General features: G+C 62.8%; 20 protein-coding genes. 7 read left to right on the forward strand and 13 right to left on the reverse strand.

The window, feature by feature from the left end; all coding sequences use genetic code 11:
* The first annotated feature begins 494 nt into the window (after window positions 1–494).
* Window positions 495–2078: a peptide chain release factor 3 gene (locus tag IAE39_RS01395; RefSeq protein ID WP_201198665.1), complete on the forward strand. Its 1584-nt coding sequence runs from the start codon at window positions 495–497 to the stop codon at window positions 2076–2078.
* A 137-nt stretch (window positions 2079–2215) separates the two neighbouring features.
* Here the strand turns inward: IAE39_RS01395 and IAE39_RS01400 are convergent, their stop codons facing one another.
* The 4 genes from IAE39_RS01400 to IAE39_RS01415 all read right to left on the reverse strand — a co-directional run bounded on the left by IAE39_RS01400 (window position 2216) and on the right by IAE39_RS01415 (window position 5994).
* The gene (locus IAE39_RS01400; protein ID WP_201198667.1) at window positions 2216–3295 is read right to left on the reverse strand and encodes a polyamine ABC transporter substrate-binding protein; all 1080 of its coding nucleotides are present in this window, start codon (window positions 3293–3295) and stop codon (window positions 2216–2218) included.
* Window positions 3296–3347: 52 nt separating this feature from the next.
* On the reverse strand, window positions 3348–3689 hold the full coding sequence (locus tag IAE39_RS01405) for a cupin domain-containing protein (protein WP_201198669.1): 342 nt from the start codon (window positions 3687–3689) through the stop codon (window positions 3348–3350).
* A gap of 33 nt (window positions 3690–3722) precedes the next feature.
* The gene (locus tag IAE39_RS01410) at window positions 3723–5129 is read right to left on the reverse strand and encodes an NAD(P)/FAD-dependent oxidoreductase (RefSeq protein ID WP_201198671.1); all 1407 of its coding nucleotides are present in this window, start codon (window positions 5127–5129) and stop codon (window positions 3723–3725) included.
* Between the two features lie 64 nt (window positions 5130–5193).
* Window positions 5194–5994, reverse strand: coding sequence for an AraC family transcriptional regulator (locus IAE39_RS01415; protein ID WP_201198673.1), 801 nt, complete (start codon window positions 5992–5994; stop codon window positions 5194–5196).
* Window positions 5995–6206: 212 nt separating this feature from the next.
* On the opposite strand from IAE39_RS01415, the gene IAE39_RS01420 reads away from it, so the two are divergent.
* Window positions 6207–7106, forward strand: coding sequence for a hypothetical protein (locus IAE39_RS01420; protein WP_201198675.1), 900 nt, complete (start codon window positions 6207–6209; stop codon window positions 7104–7106).
* Between the two features lie 32 nt (window positions 7107–7138).
* Window positions 7139–7399 carry a hypothetical protein gene (locus tag IAE39_RS01425; RefSeq protein ID WP_201198676.1) on the forward strand — a complete coding sequence of 87 codons (261 nt, stop codon included), beginning with the start codon at window positions 7139–7141 and terminating at the stop codon, window positions 7397–7399.
* A 51-nt stretch (window positions 7400–7450) separates the two neighbouring features.
* On the opposite strand, the gene IAE39_RS01430 is transcribed toward IAE39_RS01425, so the two are convergent.
* From IAE39_RS01430 to IAE39_RS01470, 9 genes are all read right to left on the reverse strand, one after another.
* Window positions 7451–8419, reverse strand: coding sequence for a peptide ABC transporter ATP-binding protein (locus tag IAE39_RS01430; RefSeq protein ID WP_201198677.1), 969 nt, complete (start codon window positions 8417–8419; stop codon window positions 7451–7453).
* Window positions 8419–9387: an ABC transporter ATP-binding protein gene (locus tag IAE39_RS01435; RefSeq protein WP_201198678.1), complete on the reverse strand. Its 969-nt coding sequence runs from the start codon at window positions 9385–9387 to the stop codon at window positions 8419–8421. The genes IAE39_RS01430 and IAE39_RS01435 overlap by 1 nt, the downstream gene beginning before the upstream one ends.
* A 10-nt stretch (window positions 9388–9397) precedes the next feature.
* A complete protein-coding gene (locus IAE39_RS01440; protein WP_201198679.1) occupies window positions 9398–10324 on the reverse strand; it encodes an ABC transporter permease subunit in 927 nt (308 codons plus the stop codon).
* Between the two features lie 10 nt (window positions 10325–10334).
* Window positions 10335–11345: an ABC transporter permease subunit gene (locus IAE39_RS01445; RefSeq protein WP_201198680.1), complete on the reverse strand. Its 1011-nt coding sequence runs from the start codon at window positions 11343–11345 to the stop codon at window positions 10335–10337.
* A 91-nt stretch (window positions 11346–11436) separates the two neighbouring features.
* Complete coding sequence (locus IAE39_RS01450) at window positions 11437–13047, reverse strand: ABC transporter substrate-binding protein (RefSeq protein ID WP_201198681.1); 1611 nt, start codon at window positions 13045–13047, stop codon at window positions 11437–11439.
* A gap of 78 nt (window positions 13048–13125) precedes the next feature.
* The gene (locus tag IAE39_RS01455; RefSeq protein WP_201198682.1) at window positions 13126–14505 is read right to left on the reverse strand and encodes an OprD family porin; all 1380 of its coding nucleotides are present in this window, start codon (window positions 14503–14505) and stop codon (window positions 13126–13128) included.
* A gap of 229 nt (window positions 14506–14734) precedes the next feature.
* Window positions 14735–16327 carry an ABC transporter substrate-binding protein gene (locus tag IAE39_RS01460; protein ID WP_201198684.1) on the reverse strand — a complete coding sequence of 531 codons (1593 nt, stop codon included), beginning with the start codon at window positions 16325–16327 and terminating at the stop codon, window positions 14735–14737.
* Between the two features lie 146 nt (window positions 16328–16473).
* Window positions 16474–18099: an ABC transporter substrate-binding protein gene (locus IAE39_RS01465; RefSeq protein WP_201198686.1), complete on the reverse strand. Its 1626-nt coding sequence runs from the start codon at window positions 18097–18099 to the stop codon at window positions 16474–16476.
* A gap of 420 nt (window positions 18100–18519) precedes the next feature.
* On the reverse strand, window positions 18520–19236 hold the full coding sequence (locus tag IAE39_RS01470; protein ID WP_201198697.1) for an SIMPL domain-containing protein: 717 nt from the start codon (window positions 19234–19236) through the stop codon (window positions 18520–18522).
* A gap of 202 nt (window positions 19237–19438) precedes the next feature.
* On the opposite strand from IAE39_RS01470, the gene IAE39_RS01475 reads away from it, so the two are divergent.
* The 4 genes from IAE39_RS01475 (at window position 19439) to IAE39_RS01490 (ending at window position 23828) form a co-directional block, all read left to right on the forward strand.
* A complete protein-coding gene (locus tag IAE39_RS01475) occupies window positions 19439–20695 on the forward strand; it encodes an ATP-binding protein (protein WP_201198700.1) in 1257 nt (418 codons plus the stop codon).
* Window positions 20695–21255, forward strand: coding sequence for a response regulator transcription factor (locus tag IAE39_RS01480; protein ID WP_201198703.1), 561 nt, complete (start codon window positions 20695–20697; stop codon window positions 21253–21255). The genes IAE39_RS01475 and IAE39_RS01480 overlap by 1 nt, the downstream gene beginning before the upstream one ends.
* Before the next feature lie 216 nt (window positions 21256–21471).
* Entirely contained in the window at window positions 21472–22413 is a 942-nt protein-coding gene (locus IAE39_RS01485) for an AEC family transporter (RefSeq protein WP_201198706.1), read from the forward strand.
* Between the two features lie 56 nt (window positions 22414–22469).
* Entirely contained in the window at window positions 22470–23828 is a 1359-nt protein-coding gene (locus IAE39_RS01490; protein ID WP_201198708.1) for an amino acid permease, read from the forward strand.
* The last annotated feature ends 106 nt before the right edge of the window (window positions 23829–23934 follow it).

Here is a 23934-nt window from a genome sequence, read left to right on the forward strand (position 1 = left end):
GGCGGCGGTTGGTGTGTTCGCGAGTAGCAGCGTGATGCATGCCGAAGGCTGCGATCAGGCCATGAGCCAAACCCCGTCGGGCCCGAAATTGCTGATGAAACCAGTCCCCAACCGAAGCGGGTTGCAGGGGAGTGGACGTCTCCGTGGGCGTAAAGGTTCCCATCTAAGGCGGCATTTGGCCAGCGTTAATCACTGGGCGGGTGGGAAATTGGCGAGAAAAAACAGCGGGTTAATTCGCTGCAGGCGTTGAATTAACTGCCCTGTGGCCTTTTATCGTGATAAAGCGATTGTTTGGTGAATTTGTTGCGGCAGGTCCGGCCCTTTCGCGGGTGAACCCGCTCCTACAAGGACCGCATGGCATTCGCAATCTGTGTAGGAGCGGGTTTACCCGCGAAGAGGCCGGTACAGGCGCCATTCATTCCTCAGGTTTTGGTCCAGGCTCAACTTCAGGTATGATATCGCCCCTTTTAAATCCCCCAGTCAGGCGATTTCCCATGACCAACCAGGCCGCCGAAGTCGCGAAGCGCCGCACTTTCGCAATCATTTCCCACCCCGACGCCGGTAAGACCACCATCACCGAGAAGCTGCTGCTGATGGGCAAGGCCATTGCTGTCGCCGGTACCGTGAAGTCGCGCAAGTCCGACCGCCACGCCACCTCCGACTGGATGGAAATGGAGAAGCAGCGCGGCATCTCCATCACCACCTCGGTGATGCAGTTCCCGTACCGCGAGCACATGATCAACCTGCTCGACACCCCCGGCCACGAAGACTTCTCGGAAGACACCTACCGCACCCTGACCGCGGTGGACTCGGCGCTGATGGTGCTCGACGGCGGTAAAGGTGTAGAGCCGCGGACCATCGCCCTTATGGACGTGTGCCGCCTGCGTGACACGCCAATCGTCAGCTTCATCAACAAACTCGACCGTGACATCCGCGACCCGATCGAACTGCTCGACGAGATCGAAGCCGTGCTGAAGATCAAGGCCGCGCCGATCACCTGGCCGATCGGTTGCTACCGCGACTTCAAAGGTGTGTACCACCTGACCGGTGACTACATCATCGTTTACACCCCGGGCCACGGCCACGAGCGCACCGAAGCCAAGATCATCCAGAAGCTGGACTCGGACGAAGCCCGCGCCCACCTGGGCGACCAGTACGACGCGTTCGTTGAGCAGCTGGAGCTGGTGCAGGGTGCCTGCCACGAGTTCGACCAGGATGAGTTCATCAACGGTCAGCTGACCCCGGTGTTCTTCGGTACTGCACTGGGCAACTTCGGTGTCGACCACGTGCTCGACGCGGTCGTCGACTGGGCACCGCGCCCGCTTGGCCGCGTGGCCCACGAGCGTACCGTGGAGCCTGTGGAAGAGAAGTTCACCGGCTTCGTGTTCAAGATCCAGGCGAACATGGACCCGAAACACCGCGACCGCATCGCCTTCATGCGCATTTGCTCGGGCAAGTACGAAAAAGGCATGAAGATGCGCCATGTACGCCTGAACAAGGACCTGCGCATCGGCGATGCGCTGACCTTCTTCTCGTCCGAACGTGAGCAGCTGGAAGAGGCCTTTGCCGGCGACATCATCGGCCTGCACAACCACGGCACCATCCAGATCGGCGACACCTTCACCGAAGGCGAGGCGCTGGGCTTCACCGGTATCCCGCACTTCGCCCCGGAACTGTTCCGCCGCGTACGCCTGAAAGACCCGCTCAAATCCAAGCAGCTGCGCCAGGGCCTGCAACAGCTGGCCGAAGAAGGTGCGACCCAGGTGTTCTTCCCCGAGCGCAGCAACGACATCATCCTGGGTGCGGTCGGTGTGCTGCAGTTCGACGTGGTCGCCAGCCGCCTGAAGGAAGAGTACAAGGTCGAGTGTGCCTACGAGCCAATCACCGTGTGGTCGGCGCGCTGGATCAGCTGCGACGACAAGAAGAAGCTTGAGGAATTCCAGAACAAGGCGATGGAAAACCTGGCCATCGACGGTGGCGGGCACCTGACCTACCTGGCGCCGACCCGGGTCAACCTGGCGCTGATGGAAGAGCGCTGGCCGGACATCAAGTTCCGCGCTACCCGCGAGCACCACTGATTCGGGAAGTCTGCTCCTGATTTTCAGGGCCTGCTCCTGACCCCTGTGGGAGCGGGTTTACCCGCGAATGCGATGTTGAATTTACCAACGCATTCGCGGGTGAACCCGCTCCCACAGGGACTGCACTACGGCCGCGCTCAGTTCCCTGCTTTGATACTGGTCCAGATCCGGGTCCTGATGCGGTCGATCTTCGCCGGCATTGCCTCCAGCGCATACAGCTTGCCCATCACTTCCTCGCTCGGGTAAATCATCGTATTACCCTTCATCGCCGGCTCCACCAGCCCGTCCGCCTTGAGGTTGCCGTTGGCGTATTGCACGTGGTTGCTGATGTTGGCCATCACTTCCGGCTGCAGCAGGTAATTCATGTAGGCATACCCGGCCTTCTCATCCGGCGCATCGGCCGGCATGGCGACCATGTCGAACCACATCGGCGCACCTTCCTTGGGTATCGAGTAACCCACCTTCACCCCGTTCTTCGCTTCTTCAGCACGGTTCTTCGCCTGCAGCACATCCCCCGAGAAGCCCACCACCACGCAGATATCGCCGTTAGCCAGGTCACCGGTGTACTTCGATGAGTGGAAGTAGCTGATGTACGGCCGCACCTGCATCAGCAGCGCCTTGGCCTTGTCGTAGTCCGCCGGGTTCTGGCTGTGGTGTGGCAGGCCCAGGTAGTGCAGGGCGATCGGCAGCAGCTCGGGGCCGTTGTCCAGCACGGCGACGCCGCAGCTTTTCAGCTTGCTCATGTACTCGGGCTTGAAGATCAGGTCCCACGAATCCAGCGGCGCGTTGTCGCCCAGCACCGCCTTGACCTTGTCGATGTTGTAGCCGATGCCGGTGCTGCCCCACAGGTACGGGAAGCCGTACTGGTTGCCCGGGTCGTTCACCTCCAGCGCCTTGAGCAGCACAGGGTTGAGGTTGTGCCAGTTGGGCAGCTGCGACTTGTCCAGGCGCTTCAAGGCCTTGCCCTGGATCTGCCGGGCCATGAAGTGGTTGGAGGGGAACACCACGTCGTAGCCGGAGTTGCCGGTCATCAGCTTGCCGTCGAGGGTTTCGTTGCTGTCGTACACGTCGTAGGTGGGCACGATGCCGCTGGCTTGCTGGAAGTTCTTCAGCGTGTCAGGGGCTACATAGCTGGACCAGTTGTAGATCTTCACCGTTTCGGCGGCGCCGGCGAAGCTTGCGGCCAGCATCAGGGGGGCGAGAAGAAGCGTGCGCATGTCGGGGTTACCTTGCTTTGTCTGTTGTTATCGAAGGCAGGCGATCAGCGGATCAGAAGATAAGTACGTAGGTCTTGCGCACGGTCTCCTGGATGTCCCAGGTGCCGGTGCTGTTGGCCGGTAGCATCAATGCGTCTCCGGCTTCTATGAGCAGGGGCTCGCCACCGTCGGGGGTGAACGTGCAGCGGCCCTTGATGAAATGGCAGAACTCCTGTTGCACGATCTGCCGCCGCCAGCGCCCGGGGGTGCACTCCCAGATGCCGGTTTCGACGCCGTCGCTGCGTTCCACGCAGGTGACCGAAGTCACTGCCACGGGCTCGCCAAGCGGTACCGCAACGGGGTTGGAGCTATCGAGCACGGCGCTGTCGGTGTTCTTGAACTGGGTGATGCTCATGGCCGGTAAATCCTGTGTCGGGAAAAAGGGAAGTCAGTGCATGAAGCCTTCCATGAAGTCCGCAAGATTACTGGCCAGCCGCCGCCTCCACGGCGCACTGGCGGGGTTGGCGAGGGTCCGGTCCTCGTGGACGAAACTCTGGATGATCGCGTTGTAGCCCAGCCAGCGGCAGGGCTCGGGTGGCCAGCTGGCCAGGCTCGAAACAGGTCGGTTGTCGAGTACCCAGGGTTGCGCGGTCAGTTCGTTGTGCTGGTTAAGGATCAGCGCCGCCAGGGTGCGCCCGCCCAGGTTGGTGGCACCGACACCTTCACCACCGTAGCCGCCGGCCAGGGCAATGCCGCGCTGGCGGTCACAGAGCATATGCGGGCGGAAACGCCGTGCCATGCCCAGGTTGCCGCCCCACGAGTGGGTAATGCGCACGTGTTTCAGTTGCGGGAACAGCTCGCTGAACAGGTAGCGGCGCAGCTCGATTTCCTGCTCGTCGAGGTTGAAGTTTTCGCGCAGGCGGCCACCGAAGCGGTAGCCACCGCGGGCGCCGAACACCAGGCGGTTGTCGGCGGTGCGCTGGCCATAGGTGACCTGGCGGCTGCTCTCGCTGAAGGCCTGGCCCTGGTTCAGGCCGATCTGCTCCCAGGTGGATTCCGGCAACGGCTCGGTGGCCACCAGCAGGCTCTGTACCGGCAGTTGATGTTTGCCCAGTGGCGGCAGGCTGGCGGCGTAGCCTTCGACGGCGGGCACACTCCACTGGCAGCGAATGCGCGCCAGCGGAGTACGAACTTCGCCGGGTTGCCAGTCGATGGCCGGGGTGTTCTCGTAGATCGGCACGCCCAGCGCTTCCACCGCCCGGGCCAGGCCGCGCACCAGTTTGGCCGGCTGGATGGTTGCGGTGTGCGGGCTGTAGATGGCGCCATAGGCATTGCTGACCCGCAGCTGGGCGTCCAGTTGCTCGGGGCGCAACCAGCGGTAATCGTCCTCGGTCATGCCCTGGCGATACAGGTCGTCGAGGTAGGCGCGCAGGCTGCGTTCCTGTTCCGGGTAGCGCGCGGCGCAGTACAGCACGCCGCCTTTGCGGTAGTCGCAGCCGATGCCTTCGCGCTGCAGCACGCTGTGCACTTCATCGGGAATGCCGTGCAGCAGGTCGATGCTGGCGCGGCGTTGTTGCGGTGACAGGCTGGCGAGCAGGCGGTCTTCGCCGAGCAGGTTGCCCATCAGCCAGCCGCCGTTGCGCCCGGAGGCGCCGAAGCCGGCGATGTTTGCGTCGATGACCGCGATGTTCAGCTGTGGCGCCTGGCGCTTGAGGTAGTAGGCGGTCCACAGGCCGGTGTAGCCGGCACCGATGATGCACACGTCCGCGTCCAGATCGTCGCGCAGCGCCGGGCGGGCACACAACGGCTCGTCGAGCTGGTCCATCCACAAGCTGAGCGTGCGCAGGGGTTGCATCGGGTTCGGCTCCACATCCGTCAAGGTCTGTGGGCGATCCTAGTGGTGTGAGTGGGCCGCTGTCTTACGTGCGTGCACGCAGGGAAATTTGCTTCAGGTAGGCCTTGGGCGTGAGCCCGGTGTGTTCGCGGAAGCATTTGTAGAACGCCGACAGCGAGTTGAAGCCGGCGCTGAAGGCCAGGTCGTCGATCGGCGCTTCGACGCTGTCATCGTCGAGGCTGGCCATCAGGTGCTGCAGGCGCGCCTGGTTGACGTAGCGGTAGAAGCTTTGCCCCAGCACCTGGTTCAGCAGGTAGGAAATCTGGTTACGGCTATAGCCACTGGCCGCTGCTACCTGCTGCAGGTCCAGCTCCGGGTCCAGGTACGGGCGCTGGCGCTGGAAGTAGTGCTCCAGGTCTTGGGCCATGGTCGACAGCTGCCGGGGTGACAGGCCCAGGCGGCTGGTGGCCGGGCGCGGCCCGCTGCTGGCCCGGCCGTTGCCGTTCTGGCGCACCAGGGTGGCGTATTCGTTGACCCGCCAGATCAGCCCGTCCTTGACGGTGATCGCCTCGCTGGACTGGAACGCCACCAGACCGTCGCCGCCCTGCACCGTGACCTGGTACTGGATGAACGCGGTGCAGCCATCGACGCGGATGCGGTCGCTGTGGACGATGTCTTCGCCAGCTTCATGGGGCAGGCAGGCGCGTACGTAGTCGCGCAGTTCCTGGTAACCGAGCACGCGGTTCTGGAAAAAGTCGTGGTACTGGATATCGGGGTGGTAAAGCGCGATCACGCCGTCGAGGTCGCGATGCTTCCAGCACAGGTGGTAGCGCAGCACGGTGTCGGCGGTGAGGGGTGTCTGGGCAGCGTCGTCGGCAAGCGTCATGACCGAATCATGCCTTGCCGGCTGGCCCCGTTACAAGAATGCAGAACACCTGATGGATTGGCGGCAGTCGCGCATTTTGCACGGTCCCGAATCAGCAAGGTTTTCCAAGGCATTGATTTTCAAGGGTGTCATTTTTTGTCACAACTGGCACAGCCGCTGCAATGGTTACTGCGCGAATGGAATTCTCGCCCACAACATAAGGCGCACACATCATGATCACCCCTGCCGATTATCCCGTTGTCGATACGCAAAGCCGCTCAGGTGTTTCCTGGGCGGCAATCTTCGCTGGCGCGGCCGCCGCTGCGTCGGTGTCCCTGATTCTTGTGGTATTGGGTGCCGGGCTGGGCTTTGCGGCTACCTCACCTTGGGCTGACGAGGGTGCGAGTGCAAAAGCCTTGGGCGTTTCTACCATCATCTGGTTGCTGGTGACGCAGATCATCGCCTCGGGCCTGGGCGGCTACATTGCCGGGCGGTTGCGGGTGAAATGGGCCAACCTGCATGGCGATGAAGTGTACTTCCGCGATACCGCGCATGGCTTCCTGTCGTGGGCCGTGGCGACCTTGGTCGCGGCGATGCTGGTACTCGGTGCTGCGGGCAACCTGATAGGTGCCGGCGCCAGCGCCGCTTCCCAGGCGGCTACCGTTTCGGTAGCGGCGGGCGGTGCTGCGGCAGCGGGCGGCAATAACGACTCGATGGGCTATTTCGTCGATAGCCTGTTCCGTGGCGAGGGTCCGGCGCCGGTCAGCGACGATGCGGCCAACGGTGTAGCCGCGCGCATTCTGGCCAAAGGCGTTGCGGGCAACGGCGCACTTCCAGCGGAAGACCGCGCCTACCTGGCGCAGCTGGTAGCCCAGCGCACGCGTTTGACCCAGGCCGAAGCCGAAGCCCGCGTCGACCAGGTGATGGCGCAGGTGCAACAACTGAAAACCGAGGCCAGGCAGGCGGCGGACACTGCTGCCAAGGTGGCTGCCTGGACGGCGCTGTGGACATTCATTGCCCTGCTGTGCGGCGCATTCTTCGCCAGTGTGGCGGCCCTTTACGGTGGTCGTCAGCGCGACCGCGTGCAGTGGCTTGAAGGCGACTACGTGGCCCATCGCACCCTTCAACGTTAAGTAAGGAGAACTGACATGCGCTCGATATTACTGTGGATGATTGGCGTACCGATTCCGGTGATCATCCTGATTGCACTGTTCATGCATTGACTGAAGTAGGGGCGGCTTTGGCCGCCCTTAACTTCTTTTTGGCAGAAGGAGAAGAGCATGCGCTCGGTATTGCTGTGGATGATCGGGGTACCGATTCCGGTGATCATCCTGATCTGGTTGTTTATGCATTGAGATTTTTGGGGCCGCTTTGCGGCCCATCGCGACACAAGGCCGCTCCTACAGGGGAATGCGATCACCTGTAGGAGCGGCCTTGTGTCGCGATGGGCTGCGCAGCAGCCCCGGCGATCTAAAGCCTAGAGAAACTGCTCGGCATAATGACAAGCCACCTGCCGGCTACTCACCTGCCGCAACCCCGGCACCTCCTTGGCACACCGCTCGGTCGCATGCGGGCAACGCTTGTGAAATGCACACCCAGCCGGTGGATTCAACGGGTTGGGCAATTCCCCGGCAATACGAATCTTCGGCTTCAGCGGGTCCGGGTGAATCGCCGGAGTCGCCGACAGCAGTGCCTGGGTATACGGGTGCAGCGGCTTCTCGTAGATGTCCTCTTTCGGCCCCATCTCCACCGGCCGCCCCAGGTACATCACCAGCACGTGATCGGCTACATGCCGCACCACCGCCAGGTTATGCGAGATGAACACGTAGGCGGTGTTGAACTCCTTTTGCAAATCCATGAACAGGTTCAGCACCTGCGCCTGGATCGACACGTCCAGCGCCGAAGTCGGCTCGTCCGCCACCAGCACCTTGGGTTGCAGCATCATCGCCCGGGCCAGGGCGATTCGCTGGCGCTGGCCACCCGAGAACATGTGCGGGTAGCGCTGGTAGTGCTCGGGGCGCAGGCCGACCTGCTCCATCATCTTCTGCACCTTGTCGCGCCGCTCGGCCTTGCTCAGCGAGGTATTGATCAGCAGCGGCTCGGCCAGCTGGTCACCAATCTTCTGCCGCGGGTTGAGCGAGGCGTAGGGGCTCTGGAACACCATCTGCACGTCGCGGCGCAGTTGCTTGCGCTCGGCCTTGCTGGCGCCTTTCACCTCGGTGCCGGCAATTTGCAACGAGCCAGACGAAGGCTCTTCGATCAGGGTCAGGGCGCGTGCCAGGGTCGACTTGCCGCAGCCAGACTCGCCAACCACGGCCAGCGTCTTGCCGGCCTCCAGCTCGAACGACACGCCATTCAGCGCCCGCACCAGGGCATGGCCCTTGAACAGCCCGCGGGAGACTTCGTAATGCCGGGTCAGGTCCCGGGCAGATAGAACGACGGCCATTACGCCACCTCCTGGTTCAGCGGGTAGAAGCAACGCACCAGGCTGTGCGCCTGTGGCTCAAGGGGCGGGCGCTGGCGCCGGCAATTGTCCTGCACATACGGGCAGCGCGGCGACAGCAGGCAGCCGACGGGGCGGTCGTAGCGCCCGGGGACGATGCCGGGCAGGGTGGCCAGGCGTTCGGCGCCGATGCTGTGCTCGGGGATCGCCGCCAACAGCGCTTCGCTGTAAGGGTGGGCGGGGACGTCGAACAGCTCCGGCACCTGGCCCACTTCCACCGCTTCGCCGGCGTACATCACGCACACCCGCCTGGCGGTTTCGGCAACCACGGCGAGGTCGTGAGTGATCAGGATGAGCGCCATGTTGCGCTCTTTCTGCAGGTTCACCAGCAGTTCCATGATCTGCGCCTGGATGGTCACGTCCAGCGCGGTGGTCGGCTCGTCGGCGATCAGCAGCTTGGGTTCGCCGGCAATCGCCATGGCAATTGCCACGCGCTGGCTCATGCCGCCAGACAGCTGGTGCGGGTAGGCATCCAGGCGGCTTTCCGCAGCCGGGATCTCGACTTTTTTCAGCAGCTCCAGGGCCCGCTGGCGCGCAGCCTTGCCTTTCAGGCCGAGGTGCTGGCGCAGTACTTCTTCGATCTGGTAGCCCACGGTGTAGCTGGGGTTGAGCGCGGTCATCGGGTCCTGGAAGACCATGGCGATGTCCTTGCCCACCACCTTGCGCCGCTGCCGGCCGCTGAGCTTGAGCATGTCGGTGCCGTCGAAGGTAAGGGCATCGGCGGTGATGCGCCCGGGGGCGTCGATCAGGCCCATCAGGGCCATCATGGTGACCGATTTGCCCGAGCCGGATTCGCCGACGATGGCCAGGATCTCGCCGGCCTCCACCGTCAGGTCCAGGCCATCGACCACCGGTACTGCGTTGGCGTCGCCGAAGCGCACGTTCAGGTTGTTGATCTGCAACAGTGACATGGCGTTCTCCTCAGGCGGCGTTCTTGAGTTTCGGGTCCAGCGCATCGCGCAGGCCGTCGCCCATCAGGTTGATTGCCAGCACACTGAGCAGAATGGTCAGGCCGGGCAGGCTCACCACCCACCAGGCGCGCTCGATGTAGTCACGGGCCGAGGCCAGCATGGTGCCCCACTCCGGGGTGGGTGGCTGTACGCCAAGACCGAGGAAGCCCAGCGCGGCGGCGTCGAGGATTGCCGAGGAAAAACTCAGGGTGGCCTGCACGATCAGCGGTGCCATGCAGTTGGGCAGCACGGTGACGAACATCAGCCGTGGCAGCCCGGCACCGGCCAGGCGGGCGGCAGTGACGTAGTCGCGGTTCAGCTCGACCATCACGGCGGCGCGGGTCAGGCGAACGTAGGAGGGCAGCGACACGATGGCGATGGCGATCACCGTGTTGATCAGGCCAGGGCCGAGAATGGCGACGATGGCGACCGCCAGCAGCAGCGACGGCAAGGCCAGCATTACATCCATCAGGCGCATGATCGACGGGCCGAGCAATTGTGGGAAGAACCCGGCCAGCAGGCCCAGCAGGATGCCCGGGATCAGCGACATCACCACCGATGACAAGCCGATCAGCAGCGACAGCCGCGCGCCCTGGATCAGCCGCGACAGCAGGTCGCGGCCGAGTTCGTCGGTGCCGAGGATGAACTGCCAGGTGCCGCCTTCCAGCCACACCGGGGGGGTCAGCAGGAAGTCGCGGTACTGCTCGCTTGGGTCATGCGGGGCGACCCACGGCGCGAACAGCGCGCAGAACACCACCAGGCTCATGAAGGCCAGGCCCATTACCGCGCCTTTGTTGCGCGCGAAGGCTTGCCAGAATTCTTTGTACGGCGAGGGGTAGAGCAGGCTCTGGTCCACCGGGCTGGCCGGTGACACGGATTTTGGAATCGGGCTAGTCATGGCAAAGGCCTCAGCGCTGATGACGGATGCGTGGGTTGGCCAGGCCGTAGAGGATGTCCACGACGAAGTTGACCAGGATTACCAGGCAGGCGATCAACAGGATGCCGTTCTGGACCACGGGGTAGTCACGGGCGCCGATGGCTTCGATCAGCCATTTGCCGATGCCCGGCCAGGAAAAGATGGTTTCGGTCAGCACCGCACCGGCCAGCAGCGTGCCGACTTGCAGGCCGAACACGGTCAGTACCGGGATCAGCGCATTGCGCAGGCCATGCACGAACACCACGCGGGCTGGCGACAGGCCTTTGGCACGGGCGGTGCGGATGTAGTCCTCGCGCAGCACTTCGAGCATCGACGAGCGGGTCATGCGTGCGATCACCGCCAGCGGGATGGTGCCGAGCACGATGGCCGGCAGGATCAGGTGCATCACCGCGTCCTTGAATGACCCTTCCTCATCGCTGAGCAGGGTGTCGATGAGCATGAAGCCGGTTTTCGGCTCGATGTCGTAGAGCAGGTCGATGCGCCCGGACACCGGGGTCCAGCCCAGGCTCACCGAGAAGAACATGATCAGGATCAGGCCCCACCAGAAGATCGGCATCGAGTAGCCGGCCAGCGAGATGCCCATCACCCCATGGTCGAACAGCGAACCGCGCTTGAGCGCGGCGATCACCCCGGCCAGCAGGCCGACGATGCCGGCAAACAGCAGGGCGGCGAAGGCCAGTTCGAGGGTGGCCGGGAACAGGGTGAGGAACTCGGTCCACACGCTTTCGCGGGTACGCAGCGATTCACCGAGGTCGCCCTGGGCCAGCTTGCCGACGTAGTCCAGGTACTGGACCGGCAGTGGCTTGTTCAGGCCCAGGCGCTCCATGGCCTGGGCATGCATTTCGGGGTCGACCCTGCGCTCGCCCATCATCACTTCCACCGGGTCGCCGGGGATCAGGCGTATGAGCGCGAAGGTAAGCAAGGTGATGCCGAAAAAGGTCGGTATCAGCAGGCCAAGGCGCCGGGCAATAAAACTCAACATTGTCGGGGTTACCTCATCAGGCCGTGCGGCCAACAGCGCGCGACGGCAATGCCGCCGGTTCCCGTGAGGGTTGCCGGCGGTCGTTGTTGTTCTACTTCACCTTGGTGGTGGCGAAGTTGTTTTTGGCCAGAGGGCTGATCACGTAGCCCTCCACGTTGTCACGCATGGCGGTGAACATCTTCGGATGGGCCATGCTGATCCAGGGTTGGTCGTCATCGTACACCTTCAATGCCTCGCTATAGAGCCTTGCGCGTTCGTCGTTGTCGATCACCTCGCGGGCGCGGCTGATCAGCTCCTGGAACTTAGGGTTGCACCAGCGCGCATAGTTCTCGCCGTTCCTGGCCGCCTCGCAACTGAGCAGTGGGGTGAGGAAGTTGTCCGGGTCGGCGTTGTCGCCGGCCCAGCCGGTGGACACCAGGTCGGCTTCGCCTTTCTTGGCGCGGCGCAGCATTTCGGCCCATTCCATCACGCGGATATCCAGCTTCAGGCCGATCTGCTTGAGGTCGGCTTGCAGCATCTCGGCAGACAGACGCGGGTTAGGGTTGGTCATGCCGCCGCCGTTGCGGGTGAACAGAGTGATGACCGTGCCCTCCGGTACGCCAGCCTCCTTGAGCAGGGCGCGCGCCTTGTCGAGGTCTTGCGGCGGGTTCTGGTTGGCCTTGTTGTAGCCGACCATGGTCGGCGGGTAGGGGTTTACGCCCACCAGCGCGTTGCCTTTGCCAAACAGCTGGTCGACGTGGGTCTGGCGGTCGAAGGCCATGTTGATGGCTTTACGCACGCGCACGTCGCTGAGGTATTTGTGCTGGGTGTTCATGGCGATGTAGCCAGTCACCAGTGCTTCGGTCTCGGCAACCTTGAGCCTGGCGTCGGCCTTGATCGACGGCACGTCTTCCGGTTTGGGGTACACGGCAACCTGGCATTCGTTGGCGCGCAGCTTTTGCAGCCGCACATTGCTGTCGGTGGCGATGGCGAACACCAAGGCATCGGCGGGTGGCTTGCCACGGAAATAGTCCGGGTTGGGTTTGAAGCGGATCTGGGCGTCCTTGTTGTAGCGCTGGAAAATGAACGGCCCGGTGCCGATGGGTTTGCTGTTCAGTTCGGCAGTTTTGCCGGCCTTGAGCAGCTGGTCGCCGTATTCGGCTGAGTAGATCGAGGTAAATGCCATGGCCATGTCCCGCAGGAACGGCGCTTCCGGGCGGGTGAGGGTGATCACGACGGTGTGGTCGTCGGCCTTGTCCACCGACTTGAGCAAGCCCCTGAAGGCCATGCTTTCGAAATAGGGGTAGCCGACGCTGGTCTTGTCGTGCCACGGGTGTGCCTTGTCGAGCTGGCGGCGCAGGCTCCACAACACATCGTCGGCGTTGAGTTCACGGGTGGGGGTAAAGTAGTCGGTGCTATGGAACTTCACGCCTTGGCGCAAGTGGAAGGTATACGTCAGCCCGTCTGCTGAAATGTCCCAGCGTTCGGCAAGGGACGGCTCGATGTCGGTGGTGCCGGGCTTGAAGTCGACCAAGCGGTTGAACAGCGTTTCTGCGGCGGCATCGAAGGTGACCCCGGTGGTGTACTGGACCACGTCGAACCCTTCCGGGCTGGCTTCGGTGCACACCACCAGCGGCTTGGCCGCCAGCTGCGCGGCGCTGCCGAGTACCAGTGCGGCCAGTGCCAGGCGTAGCGGTAGCCGTTTGATGAAAGCTCTCTGCATGGGGTGAAGTCTCCCTGCTTGCATGGGTTTCAGCGTAGCCGCCACGGCCCGCGGTGAAGCGGGCCGTGGCGTCAACGGTCAGAGAATGTTGAATGGAATGGTGGTGACCACGCGGAACTCATCCAGGCTGCCGTCACCCTGCGCCTTGCTGGCGCGGTGGGTGGTGTAGGTGGCACGGATACTGGTGTCTTTCAGCGGCCCGCTCTGTACCGCGTAGCTGGTGCCGATGCCCCACTCGTAGTGGGTTTCGCCATCCAGGCCTTTCACGTCATAGGCCGTGCCACGGTAGTGGGTGCCGTCGATGCCCCAGCCGCGGGCGTTGTACAGGTTGAACTTGAGCCCCGGCACGCCATAGGGCGCCATGTTCAGCACGTAGGAGATCTTCAGCGACTTCTCGTTGGGGCCGTTGAAGTCCGACAGCAGCGAGTTGGCCAGGTAGATACCGTTGGTTTCGTGCAGGTAGTCGAAGTACTCGTTGCCGTTGACCTGCTGCCAGGAGGCGCCGAGGGTGTGGGCCTGGTGGGTCAGGTCGAGCGACAGGCTGTAGGTGTCGTTGTCGATCTTGCCCATCTTCTGGCTGCCGGCGTCGACCGTCTTGTAGTAGTTCAGGCCGGTGCTCAGGCTGAGCACTGCGCTGTCGCCGAGCACATGGTTGGCGCCGAAGTAGTACTGGTTCCAGAAGTCGTCGACCTTGGTGGCGTACAGGCTGGTGCTCAGGCTCTTGAGCGGCTGGTAGTTGATGCCGGCGGTGCTGGCGCGGTCGGTTTCCACGCCCGTGGCGCTGTACTCGCTGCGGAACTTGCTGAGGCTTTGTTCGGTACGTGGCGAGACGCGGTCGAAGGTACCCAGGTCGAAGCTGAGGTTGTCGAACTCGGCGCTGTGCAGGAACGCACCCTGGAAGCTCGATGGCAGGGCACGGTTGCCGATGTAGGCGATCATCGGTGTGTCCACCGATTGCCGGCCCAGGGTAAGGGTGGTGTTGGACACGCGCGCCTTGATGTTGCCCAGGCCCAGCTTGCTCCACTGGCCGATGGGGTCGCCATCGCTGTGGGTCAGGGTGCGGTTGTTGGGGCCGGCAATAGCCTGGCGGCTTTGCTGCAGCGCGATGGCGTTATAGCCGGCGGCTTCGACGGCGATGCCGACGGTGCCTTCGGTGAAGCCGGAGCTGTAGTTGAGGATGGAGCCCTGCACCCAGTTCTCGCGGCTATGGGTGTCGTGGCGGGTGCCGTCGTTCTTGTAGTACTTCCACAGCGGGGCGCGCGCGGCCCTTTCACGGGCGTACCAGTTGCGGGTGCTGCCGGTCAGGCTCTGGCCGTCGATGAAGCCGCTGGCCTGGGCTTGTTCGCTGGTGCCTTTGAGGGTGATGGGGATGAAGGCCTGGCTTTGCGGATCGGCCTGGGCCACGGTGGATAAGGCACTGATGGATAAGGCCAGTGCGGTCAAGGTGAATACTCTCAAGGTTGAAGCTCCCTTTCTTTTCTAGTTATGGCCGGCCTTGTGGGCCGGGTGCTTGCTGCGGTGTTGCCAGGGTTGCCGCGGGATCGCCGGGCAAAATTGGGGGAGTTGTGTTGGCTGTGCCGGCCTTTTCGCGGGTAAACCCGCTCCTACAGGGGCCGCGTAGCCCCTGGCGTGTGGAGATCCTTGTAGGAGCGGGTTTACCCGCGAAGAGGCCGCTACCGGTTAACGCTTAATCAACACTCACACCGGAAAAATCATTGCGCCCAAACGGGCTGACCTTGAACTGGGAAACCTTGACGCTAAGCGGCTGGTTCACCGTGGAATGGGCCACCGGGGTAATCGGCACCTGCTGCTTGAGCCGCTGCTGGGCCTGCTGGTACAGGGCGCTGCGTTGCGCCTGGTCGGTGACCTGCTTGGCCTGTTTGACCAGGCTGTCGTACTGCGGGTCGCACCACAGCGAGTAGTTGTTGCTGCCGATGGCGTCGCAGCTGTAGAGCGTGCCCAGCCAGTTGTCCGGGTCGCCGTTGTCACCGGTCCAGCCGATCAGGGCAATGTCGTGCTCGCCGCTTTTCATGCGCTTGATGTATTCACCCCATTCATAACTGACGATGCGCACCTTGAAGCCGAGTTTGTTCCAGTCGGACTGGAGCATTTCAGCCATCAGCTTGGCATTGGGGTTGTAGGGGCGTTGTACCGGCATGGCCCACAGTGTGACCTCGGTACCCGGTTTCACCCCGGCCTGTTGCAATAGCTGCTTGGCCTTTTCCGGGTTGTAAGGGGCGTCCTTGAGGCTTTCGTCATAGGACCACTGGGTCGGCGGCATTGCGTTGACCGCCAGCTGGCCTGAGTCCTGGTACACCGCCTGGATGATGGCTTTCTTGTTCACCGCCATGTCCATCGCCTGGCGCACTTCCAGGCGGTCGAACGGTGGATGCTGGGTGTTGTAGGCGATGTAGCCGAGGTTGAAGCCCGGTTGCTGCAGCACCTGCAGTTTGCTGTCGGCCTTGAGCGCCGGCAGGTCGGCCGGGCGCGGGTGCAGGGTGACCTGGCATTCGTTGCGGCGCAGCTTCTGGATGCGCACCGAGGGGTCGACGTTGATCGAGAACACCAGGTTGTCGAGCTTCACCTGGTCCGGTGCCCAGTAGGCCTTGTTGCCCTTGTAGCGGATCTGCGAATCCTTCTGGTAGCGCTGGAACACGAATGGCCCGGTGCCGATCGGTTGCTGGTTGATATCGCTGGGGCGCCCGCTGGCCAGCAGTTGCCCGGCGTATTCGGCAGACAGTATCGAGGCGAAGCTCATGGCCAGGTTCTGGATGAACGCGGCATCGACCGTGTTCAGGGTGAAGACTACGGTCAGCGGGTCGGCTTTTTCGACCCGGGCGATATTCTTGTCCAGGCCCATGCTGATGAAGTAGGGGAACTCGGTGGGGTAGGCCTGGCGGAACGGGTGGCCCTTGTCGAGCATGCGGTTGAAGGTGAACAGCACGTCGTCGGCGTTGAAGTCGCGGGTAGGGGTAAAGATTTTGTTGCTGTGGAACTTCACCCCTTCACGCAGGTGGAAGGTGTAGCGCAGGCCGTCGTCGGACACGTCCCAGCGGCTTGCCAGGGCAGGGTGCACGGCGGTGCCGCCGCGCTCGAACTCGACCAGGCGGTTGTAGATGGGCTCGGCGGCGTCGTTGTCGGTGGCAGTGGTGTACTGAGCGGTGTCGAAACCGGCGGGGCTGCCTTCGGAGCAGAACACCAGGTTGTTGGCCAACACGGCTGGAGACTGGCTGAGCAGGCCCAGGGCCAGCAGGGCGGAAAGGTGGGTAGCGTGGCGCATGGCAAATCCTTTTTCATCTGTTTGCACCGCTTCGGGGTACGAATGGCGGCAACAGTTCGCCTACCCCGCAGCGGATGGCCGCAGGACGACATGAAGAGGTGGTGAGGGTGAAGGGCACCCGCCGCTTGACGGGTGCCGGGGCTACCCTATTTGTCCACGCTGACGCCGTAGAAGGAGTTCAGCGCGAACGGGCTGATCTTGAAGTCCTTCACTTTGGCGCTCATGGGCTGGTACACGGTGGAGTGGGCGATCGGGGTGATCGGTACCTGCTCCTTGAGGATGTGCTGTGCCTGCTGGTACAGCTCGGTGCGCTTGGCCTGGTCGGAAGTGGCCTTGGCCTGCTTGATCAGGTCGTCGTAGGGCTTGAAGCACCACTTGGAGAAGTTGTTGCCGTCGATGGCATCGCAACCGTAGAGGGTGCCCAGCCAGTTGTCCGGGTCACCGTTGTCACCGCTCCAGCCGATCAGCATGGCGCCCTGTTCGCCGCCTTTTGAGCGTTTGATGTATTCGCCCCATTCGTAGCTGACGATCTTCGCCTTGATGCCGATCTTGGCCCAGTCGGACTGCAGCATTTCGGCCATCAGCTTGGCATTGGGGTTGTACGGGCGCTGCACCGGCATGGCCCACAGGGTGATTTCGGTACCGTCCTTGACGCCGGCTTCCTTGAGCAGCTGCTTGGCCTTCTCAGGGTCGAAGGGGGCGTCCTTGATGCTGTCGTCATAGGACCACTGGGTCGGCGGCATGGCGTTGACCGCCAACTGGCCGGCGCCCTGGTAGACCGACTCGATGATCTTCTTCTTGTCCACGGCCATGTCCAGCGCCTGGCGCACTTTCAGCTGGGCCATGGGGTTGGGCTCGTTGCTGCCCTTGATCTTGTCCATCACGTTGTAGGCGATGTAGCCGAGGTTGAAGCCTGCTTGCTGCGGCATCTGCAGGTTCTTGTCGGCCTTCAGCGGCGCGATGTCTGCCGGGCGCGGGAACAGGGTGACCTGGCACTCGTTCTTCTTCAGCTTCTGCATGCGCACCGAAGCGTCGGTGGTGATGGCGAAGATCAGGTTGTCGATCTTCACGTCAGCCGGTTGCCAGTAGTCTTTGTTGCCCTTGAAGCGGATCTGCGCGTCCTTCTGGTACTTGCTGAACACGAACGGGCCGGTGCCGATCGGCTTCTGGTTGATGTCGGCTGCCTTGCCATCCTTGAGCAACTGGTCGGCGTATTCGGCGGACTGGATCGAGGCAAAGCTCATGGCCAGGTTCTGGATGAACGCGGCGTCGACTTCGTTGAGGGTGAACTTGACCGTGTGTTCGTCCAGCTTCTCCAGCTTGGCGATGTTCTTGTCCATGCCCATGTCGGTGAAGTACGGGAACTCGGTGGGGTAGGCCTTGCGGAACGGGTGGTCCTTGTCGAGCATGCGGTTGAAGGTGAACAGCACGTCGTCGGCGTTGAATGCGCGGGTCGGCTTGAAGTAGTCGGTGGTGTGGAACTTTACGCCTTCGCGCAGGTGGAAGGTGTAGGTCTTGCCGTCGTCGGACACTTCCCATTTGGTCGCCAGGCCCGGGATCACTGCGGTGCCGCCGCGCTCGAACTGGGTCAGGCGGTTGAACACGGTCTCGGCAGAGGCGTCGAAGTCGGTGCCGGTGGTGTACTGCCCCGGGTCGAAGCCTGCCGGGCTGCCTTCGGAGCAGAACACCAGGTTGGACGCGGCAAGGGCCGACGGTGCACCGGTGAGCAAACCTGCACCTAGCAGGAACGGAATGACTGCGTGTTTGAGCATGGTGGCCTCATTGTTGTCATTTTTCGGATGAGGTGGCCTCGTGAGCCGACCTGCGGATACTTATGCAGGGGATGTTCCCAATGCAATACACACAAGGATAGTTGGCGCCAGAAAAGTGGTACGGTCGTACATGGATGTCGCATCGGTGTAACTTTTGGCGAAGTTAAACGTTTGCGCAGGCAAAATGATGGCTTTTTGCTGGATGTTTCGAGGCGGGGATATTTGTAGGAGGCACCTTGGTGGTGCGTAGGAAAGGTCTGAAAGCACTTGATTTGGCGTTGACGCGGTCCCTGTAGGAGCGGCCTTGTGTCGCGATGGGCCGCACAGCGGCCCTGGCAATTTATCAGGTACAGCTGAAATCCCAGGGCTGCTCTGCAGCCCATCGCGACACAAGGCCGCTCCTACAGGTGCTTCGTGGCTTTAAGGCATCTGCACTTCAATCAACCCATCAGCATTCATGCTGACTTCGCTGGTACCTGCCTCGATATCCGGCGCCGGCGCCGCTTCATCCGCCCCCATGGCCTTCATCGCCATCGGCGCACTACGCATGTACGGGCGCGGGTAACCGCTGCTGTTCAGGTTCAGGCTGACCACCTTGTAGCCCTTGCCACCCAGCGCCTCGGTGGCCAGTTGCGCGCGTGCCTTGAAGGCATCCACTGCATCCTTGAGCAGTGCGTCTTCGCTGGACTTGCGCGTGGCGGGGGCGATGGAAAAGTCCATGCCACCCATTTTCAGCTCTTGCAGCAGGTCGGCTGTCAACTGCGACAGGGCCGGGAAGTTGGCGCTTTCCAGGCGCAGCTCGGCACGCTCGCGCCAGCCAGTGATCTTCTGGCCTTTGCTGTCATACACCGGGTAGCTGTTGCGGCTGCCCTGGCTGATCTTCACATCCTTGACCTGGCGCGACTGCTGCACGGCCTTGTTCATGGTTTCGGTGATCTGCTTGGCAAGCTTGCCCGGGTCGGTGTTCTGCGCTTCGCTGTACAGGGTCACGACCATCAGGTCGCGCGCCACTTCCTTGCTGACTTCGGCACGCAGCGATACCTGGTTGTAGCGCGGTTCATCGGCAGCCAGTGCCGGCAGGCTGGCGAGCAGGCCGCAGGACATGATCAGGGCGGCGCCGCGACGTGGGATTTGCATGGGTTACTCCTTGGCAATAAAAGGCGTGGGCACTGGTCATCCATGCCACGCATGGCCCATCAGACCGGGAACAGTGTAGTGGGTTCAAAAGTGCCATCATCACTGTGTGACAAAGTGTGGCGCTTTGCCGCATCGCTGCAGCAGGGCGCCCGGCTTCGGTATACTCCAGCCGATTTTTCTGGAGCACTCATCAGGAGAGCTCATGCTCGCTGCCGTACAACCGCTGTCCGCTACCCGCCAGAACCTCTGGCGCCTGACCGTCATCCGGGTTCTGGTCCTGGCTGCCCAAGCCGGCTCGGTGGGCGTTGCCTACTGGACCGAACTGCTGCCGCTGCCCTGGCTGTCGCTGGCAGGCACCTTGGCCTTGTCTTCGCTGCTGTGCGCCTTCACGGCCCTGCGCCTGCGCCTGTCGGTGCCGGTCACCGAAATGGAATACGCCCTGCAACTGGCCTGCGACCTGCTGATCCACAGTGCCTTGCTGTATTACTCCGGTGGGTCGACCAACCCGTTCGTGTCGTATTACCTGGTACCGCTGGCGATTGCTGCGGTAACCCTGCCGTGGCTGTATTCGTTGATCCTGTCCGGCATCGCCCTGACCGCCTACAGCCTGCTGCTGGTGCAGTTCTACCCGCTTGAAGGCCTGCCGATGGCGCGGGACAAGATGCAGGTCTACGGCATGTGGCTGAGTATTGCCCTGGCTGCAGCGGTGATCACCTTCTTTGCCGCGCGTATGGCCGAAGAGCTGCGCCGCCAGGAGCAACTGCGTTCCGAGCGGCGTGAAGAAAGCCTGCGCGACGAGCAGTTGCTGGCCGTGGCCACCCAGGCCGCCGGCGCCGCCCATGAACTGGGCACGCCGCTGGCGACCATGAGCGTGCTGATCAACGAAATGCGCCAGGACCACACCGACCCGCTGCTACAAGAAGACCTGCAGATCCTCCAGGACCAGGTAAAACTGTGCAAAGAGACCCTGCAGCAGTTGGTGCGCGCTGCCGAAGCCAACCGCCGCCTGGCGGTGGTGGAGCAGGACGTGACCGCCTGGCTGGACGAAGCGCTTAACCGCTGGCACCTGATGCGCCCGGAAGCCAGCTACCGCTTCCAGCGCCTGCGCGACGGCCAGGTGCCACGCCTGACCCCGCCGCCCGACCTGACCCAGGCGCTGCTGAACCTGTTGAACAATGCAGCCGATGCCTGCCCCGATGACCTTGAAGTGCGCCTGGACTGGGACGCCCAGGACATCGTCATCAGTATCCGCGACCATGGCCCCGGCGTGCCGCCGGCCATTGCCGAAGCCATCGGCAAACCCTTCATTACCACCAAAGGCAAAGGCTTCGGCCTGGGCCTGTTCTTGAGCAAGGCCAGCGTGACCCGTGCGGGCGGTTCGGTGAAACTCTATAGTCATGAACAGGGTGGCACCCTGACCGAACTGCGCCTGCCCTATGGCAAGCGAGGAGATGAATGATGAGCGAAGAAAACCAGGTCGAAAGCGAAGAGCTGCCGCACCTGCTGCTGGTGGATGACGATGCCACCTTTACCCGGGTCATGGCCCGGGCCATGGGCCGCCGCGGATTCCGCGTGAGCACGGCCAGTTCGGCCGAAGAAGGCTTGATCCTGGCCCAGCAGGACCTGCCGGACTACGCCACGCTGGACCTGAAGATGGATGGCGACTCCGGCCTGGTGCTGCTGCCCAAGCTGCTGGAGCTGGACCCGGAAATGCGCGTGGTGATCCTGACCGGTTACTCGAGCATTGCCACGGCGGTGGAGGCGGTGAAGCGCGGTGCCTGCAATTACCTGTGCAAGCCGGCCGATGCTGACGATGTGCTGGCGGCGCTGCTGTCGGAACACACCGACCTGGATACCCTGGTGCCGGAAAACCCGATGTCGGTTGACCGCCTGCAGTGGGAGCACATCCAGCGCGTGCTCAACGAGCACGAGGGTAATATATCGGCCACCGCCCGGGCGCTGGGCATGCACCGCCGGACCTTGCAGCGCAAACTGCAGAAGCGGCCGGTTCGGCGCTGAATCTTAACTGCCAGTACCGGCCTCTTCGCGGGTGAACCCGCTCCCACAGGTATTGCACAGGTCCTGAGCCTTGTGAAGGTACTGTGGGAGCGGGTTCACCCGCGAAGAGGCCGGTACTGACAGAAATTTCTCCATAACACCCCGCGATCCCCGCAAATCCCGGCTGTTGGCGTATCATTAGCCCCCTAACGGCAACCCCTTCAGGATCGCTTGCGCATGCTCGCCCTTCTTATCCAGACGCTGAACATCACGGCACCGGTCTTCGCCATGCTGTTCATGGGCATACTGCTCAAACGCATCCGCCTGATCGACGACAACTTCAACCGCGTTGCCTCGCAGCTGGTGTTCAACGTGTGCATGCCGGCGCTGTTGTTCCTTGGCATCTACCATGCTGACCTGGCCGCCGCGGTCAAACCCGGGGTGATCCTCTATTTCATCGTCGCCACCCTGGTCGGCTTTGCCATCGCCTGGGGCCTGGCCATCTGGCGCAGCCCGCTGGCCGACCGGGGCATCTATACCCAGGGCGCGTTTCGCGGCAACAACGGCGTAATCGGCTTGGCCTTGGCTGCCAGCCTGTACGGTGACTACGGTATATCCTTGGGGGCGGTGCTCGCCGGCCTGGTCATCCTCATGTACAACTCGCTGTCGGCGGTGGTACTGGCGGTGTACAGCCCGGACCTCAAGTCCGACCCGTGGAGCATCTGCAAGAGCATCTTCAGCAACCCGCTGATCATCAGCGTGCTGGTGGCCACGCCAATGGCCTACGGCCAGGTGCCGCTGCCCAACTGGCTGCTGACTTCAGGCGACTACCTGGCGCAGATGACCCTGCCGCTGGCGCTGATCTGCATCGGTGGCACGTTGTCGCTGGCGGCGCTGCGTGACAGTGGCCGGCTCGCCTTCGATGCCAGCCTGGTGAAGATGGTCTGGTTGCCGCTGGTGGGTACCCTTGGCGCCTGGTTGTGCGGTTTCCGCGGTGCGGAGCTGGGCATCCTGTTCCTGTACATCGGTAGCCCGACCGCAGCAGCCAGCTATGTGATGGCGCGGGCGGCCAACGGCAACCACCAGCTGGCGGCGTCGATCATCGTGATTACCACGCTAATGGCGGCGATCACCACCAACATCGGTATTTTCATCTTGCAGTGGGGCGGATGGATCTAGATCCTTGACTGCAAATAACAGCAACAACATTGCCTCACTGAGCCAAAGGACACTTCATGCAAGACCAGAGTACGCCCGAGCAGTTACAGCGCGGGCTGAAGAATCGCCATATCCAGCTGATCGCGCTGGGCGGGGCCATCGGTACCGGGTTGTTCCTGGGCATTGCCCAGACCATCCAGCTGGCCGGCCCCTCCGTGCTGCTGGGCTACGCCATCGCCGGCCTGATGGCCTTCCTGATCATGCGCCAGCTGGGCGAAATGGTGGTCGAAGAGCCGGTCGCCGGCAGCTTCAGCCACTTTGCCCACCAATACTGGAGCGAGTTCGCCGGTTTTGTCTCGGGCTGGAACTACTGGGTGGTGTACGTGCTGGTCGGCATGGCCGAACTGACCGCTGTGGGCATCTACGTGCAGTACTGGTGGCCGGAGTTTCCGACCTGGGCCACGGCGGCGATCTTCTTCGTGGTGATCAACCTGATCAACCTGACCCAGGTGAAGGTCTACGGCGAAATGGAGTTCTGGTTCGCCCTGGTCAAGGTGGTGGCGATTGTCAGCATGATCGGCTTTGGTGCCTGGCTGCTGAGCAGCGGCCATGGCGGCCCGGATGCCAGCGTGGCCAACCTGTGGCAGTACGGCGGCTTCTTCCCTAACGGCGTCAGCGGCCTGGTGATGGCCCTGGCGGTGATCATGTTCTCGTTCGGTGGCCTGGAGCTGGTGGGCATCACCGCTGCCGAGGCCGACAACCCACGCCAGAGCATCCCCAAGGCCACCAACCAGGTGGTGTACCGCATCCTGATCTTCTACATCGGCGCGCTGGCGGTACTGCTGTCGTTGTACCCATGGCAGAAGGTGGTACAGGGTGGCAGCCCGTTCGTGATGATCTTCCATGAACTGGACAGCGACCTGGTGGCAACCATCCTCAACATCGTGGTGCTGACCGCTGCGCTGTCGGTGTACAACAGCTGCGTGTACGCCAACAGCCGCATGCTGTTCGGCCTGGCCAGCCAGGGCGATGCGCCACGCCAGTTGCTGAAGGTGAGCCGCAGCGGCGTGCCACTGACCGCGCTGGGTGTGTCTGCGTTCGCCACGGGCCTGTGTGTGGTGATCAACTACCTGATGCCGGGTGAGGCCTTTGGCCTGTTGATGGCGCTTGCGGTGTCGGCGCTGGTGATCAACTGGGCGAGCATCAGCATTACCCACCTGAAATTCCGCAAGGCCAAGCTGGCCGCCGGCATTACCCCGTTCTACAAGAGCCTGGGGCACCCGCTGACCAACTACCTGTGCCTGGCCTTTATCGTGCTGATCCTGGTGGTGATGTACCTGACCCCGCCGATTCGCATCTCGGTGATGCTGATCCCGGCGTGGATTGCCGTGCTGTGGGTGGCCTTCAAGCTGAAAAAGGCCCGCCAGGCGAAGTAGTAAAGCAGGCCCGGCCTCTTCGCGGGTGAACCCGCTCCCACAGGTATTGCACAAGTCCAGAGGGTAGTGCGGTCCCTGTGGGAGCGGGTTTACCCGCGAAGAGGCC

The sequence above is a fragment of the Pseudomonas sp. S37 genome, assembly GCF_016658545.1.
Lineage (GTDB): Bacteria > Pseudomonadota > Gammaproteobacteria > Pseudomonadales > Pseudomonadaceae > Aquipseudomonas.

Coding starts and splice junctions, on each gene's coding strand:
- IAE39_RS01395 (WP_201198665.1), top strand. CDS start 495: ATGACCAACCAGGCCGCCGAAGTCGCGAAGCGCCGCACTTTCGCAATC.
- IAE39_RS01400 (WP_201198667.1), bottom strand. CDS start 3,295: ATGCGCACGCTTCTTCTCGCCCCCCTGATGCTGGCCGCAAGCTTCGCC.
- IAE39_RS01405 (WP_201198669.1), bottom strand. CDS start 3,689: ATGAGCATCACCCAGTTCAAGAACACCGACAGCGCCGTGCTCGATAGC.
- IAE39_RS01410 (WP_201198671.1), bottom strand. CDS start 5,129: ATGCAACCCCTGCGCACGCTCAGCTTGTGGATGGACCAGCTCGACGAG.
- IAE39_RS01415 (WP_201198673.1), bottom strand. CDS start 5,994: ATGACGCTTGCCGACGACGCTGCCCAGACACCCCTCACCGCCGACACC.
- IAE39_RS01420 (WP_201198675.1), top strand. CDS start 6,207: ATGATCACCCCTGCCGATTATCCCGTTGTCGATACGCAAAGCCGCTCA.
- IAE39_RS01430 (WP_201198677.1), bottom strand. CDS start 8,419: ATGGCCGTCGTTCTATCTGCCCGGGACCTGACCCGGCATTACGAAGTC.
- IAE39_RS01435 (WP_201198678.1), bottom strand. CDS start 9,387: ATGTCACTGTTGCAGATCAACAACCTGAACGTGCGCTTCGGCGACGCC.
- IAE39_RS01440 (WP_201198679.1), bottom strand. CDS start 10,324: ATGACTAGCCCGATTCCAAAATCCGTGTCACCGGCCAGCCCGGTGGAC.
- IAE39_RS01445 (WP_201198680.1), bottom strand. CDS start 11,345: ATGTTGAGTTTTATTGCCCGGCGCCTTGGCCTGCTGATACCGACCTTT.
- IAE39_RS01450 (WP_201198681.1), bottom strand. CDS start 13,047: ATGCAGAGAGCTTTCATCAAACGGCTACCGCTACGCCTGGCACTGGCC.
- IAE39_RS01460 (WP_201198684.1), bottom strand. CDS start 16,327: ATGCGCCACGCTACCCACCTTTCCGCCCTGCTGGCCCTGGGCCTGCTC.
- IAE39_RS01465 (WP_201198686.1), bottom strand. CDS start 18,099: ATGCTCAAACACGCAGTCATTCCGTTCCTGCTAGGTGCAGGTTTGCTC.
- IAE39_RS01470 (WP_201198697.1), bottom strand. CDS start 19,236: ATGCAAATCCCACGTCGCGGCGCCGCCCTGATCATGTCCTGCGGCCTG.
- IAE39_RS01475 (WP_201198700.1), top strand. CDS start 19,439: ATGCTCGCTGCCGTACAACCGCTGTCCGCTACCCGCCAGAACCTCTGG.
- IAE39_RS01480 (WP_201198703.1), top strand. CDS start 20,695: ATGAGCGAAGAAAACCAGGTCGAAAGCGAAGAGCTGCCGCACCTGCTG.
- IAE39_RS01485 (WP_201198706.1), top strand. CDS start 21,472: ATGCTCGCCCTTCTTATCCAGACGCTGAACATCACGGCACCGGTCTTC.
- IAE39_RS01490 (WP_201198708.1), top strand. CDS start 22,470: ATGCAAGACCAGAGTACGCCCGAGCAGTTACAGCGCGGGCTGAAGAAT.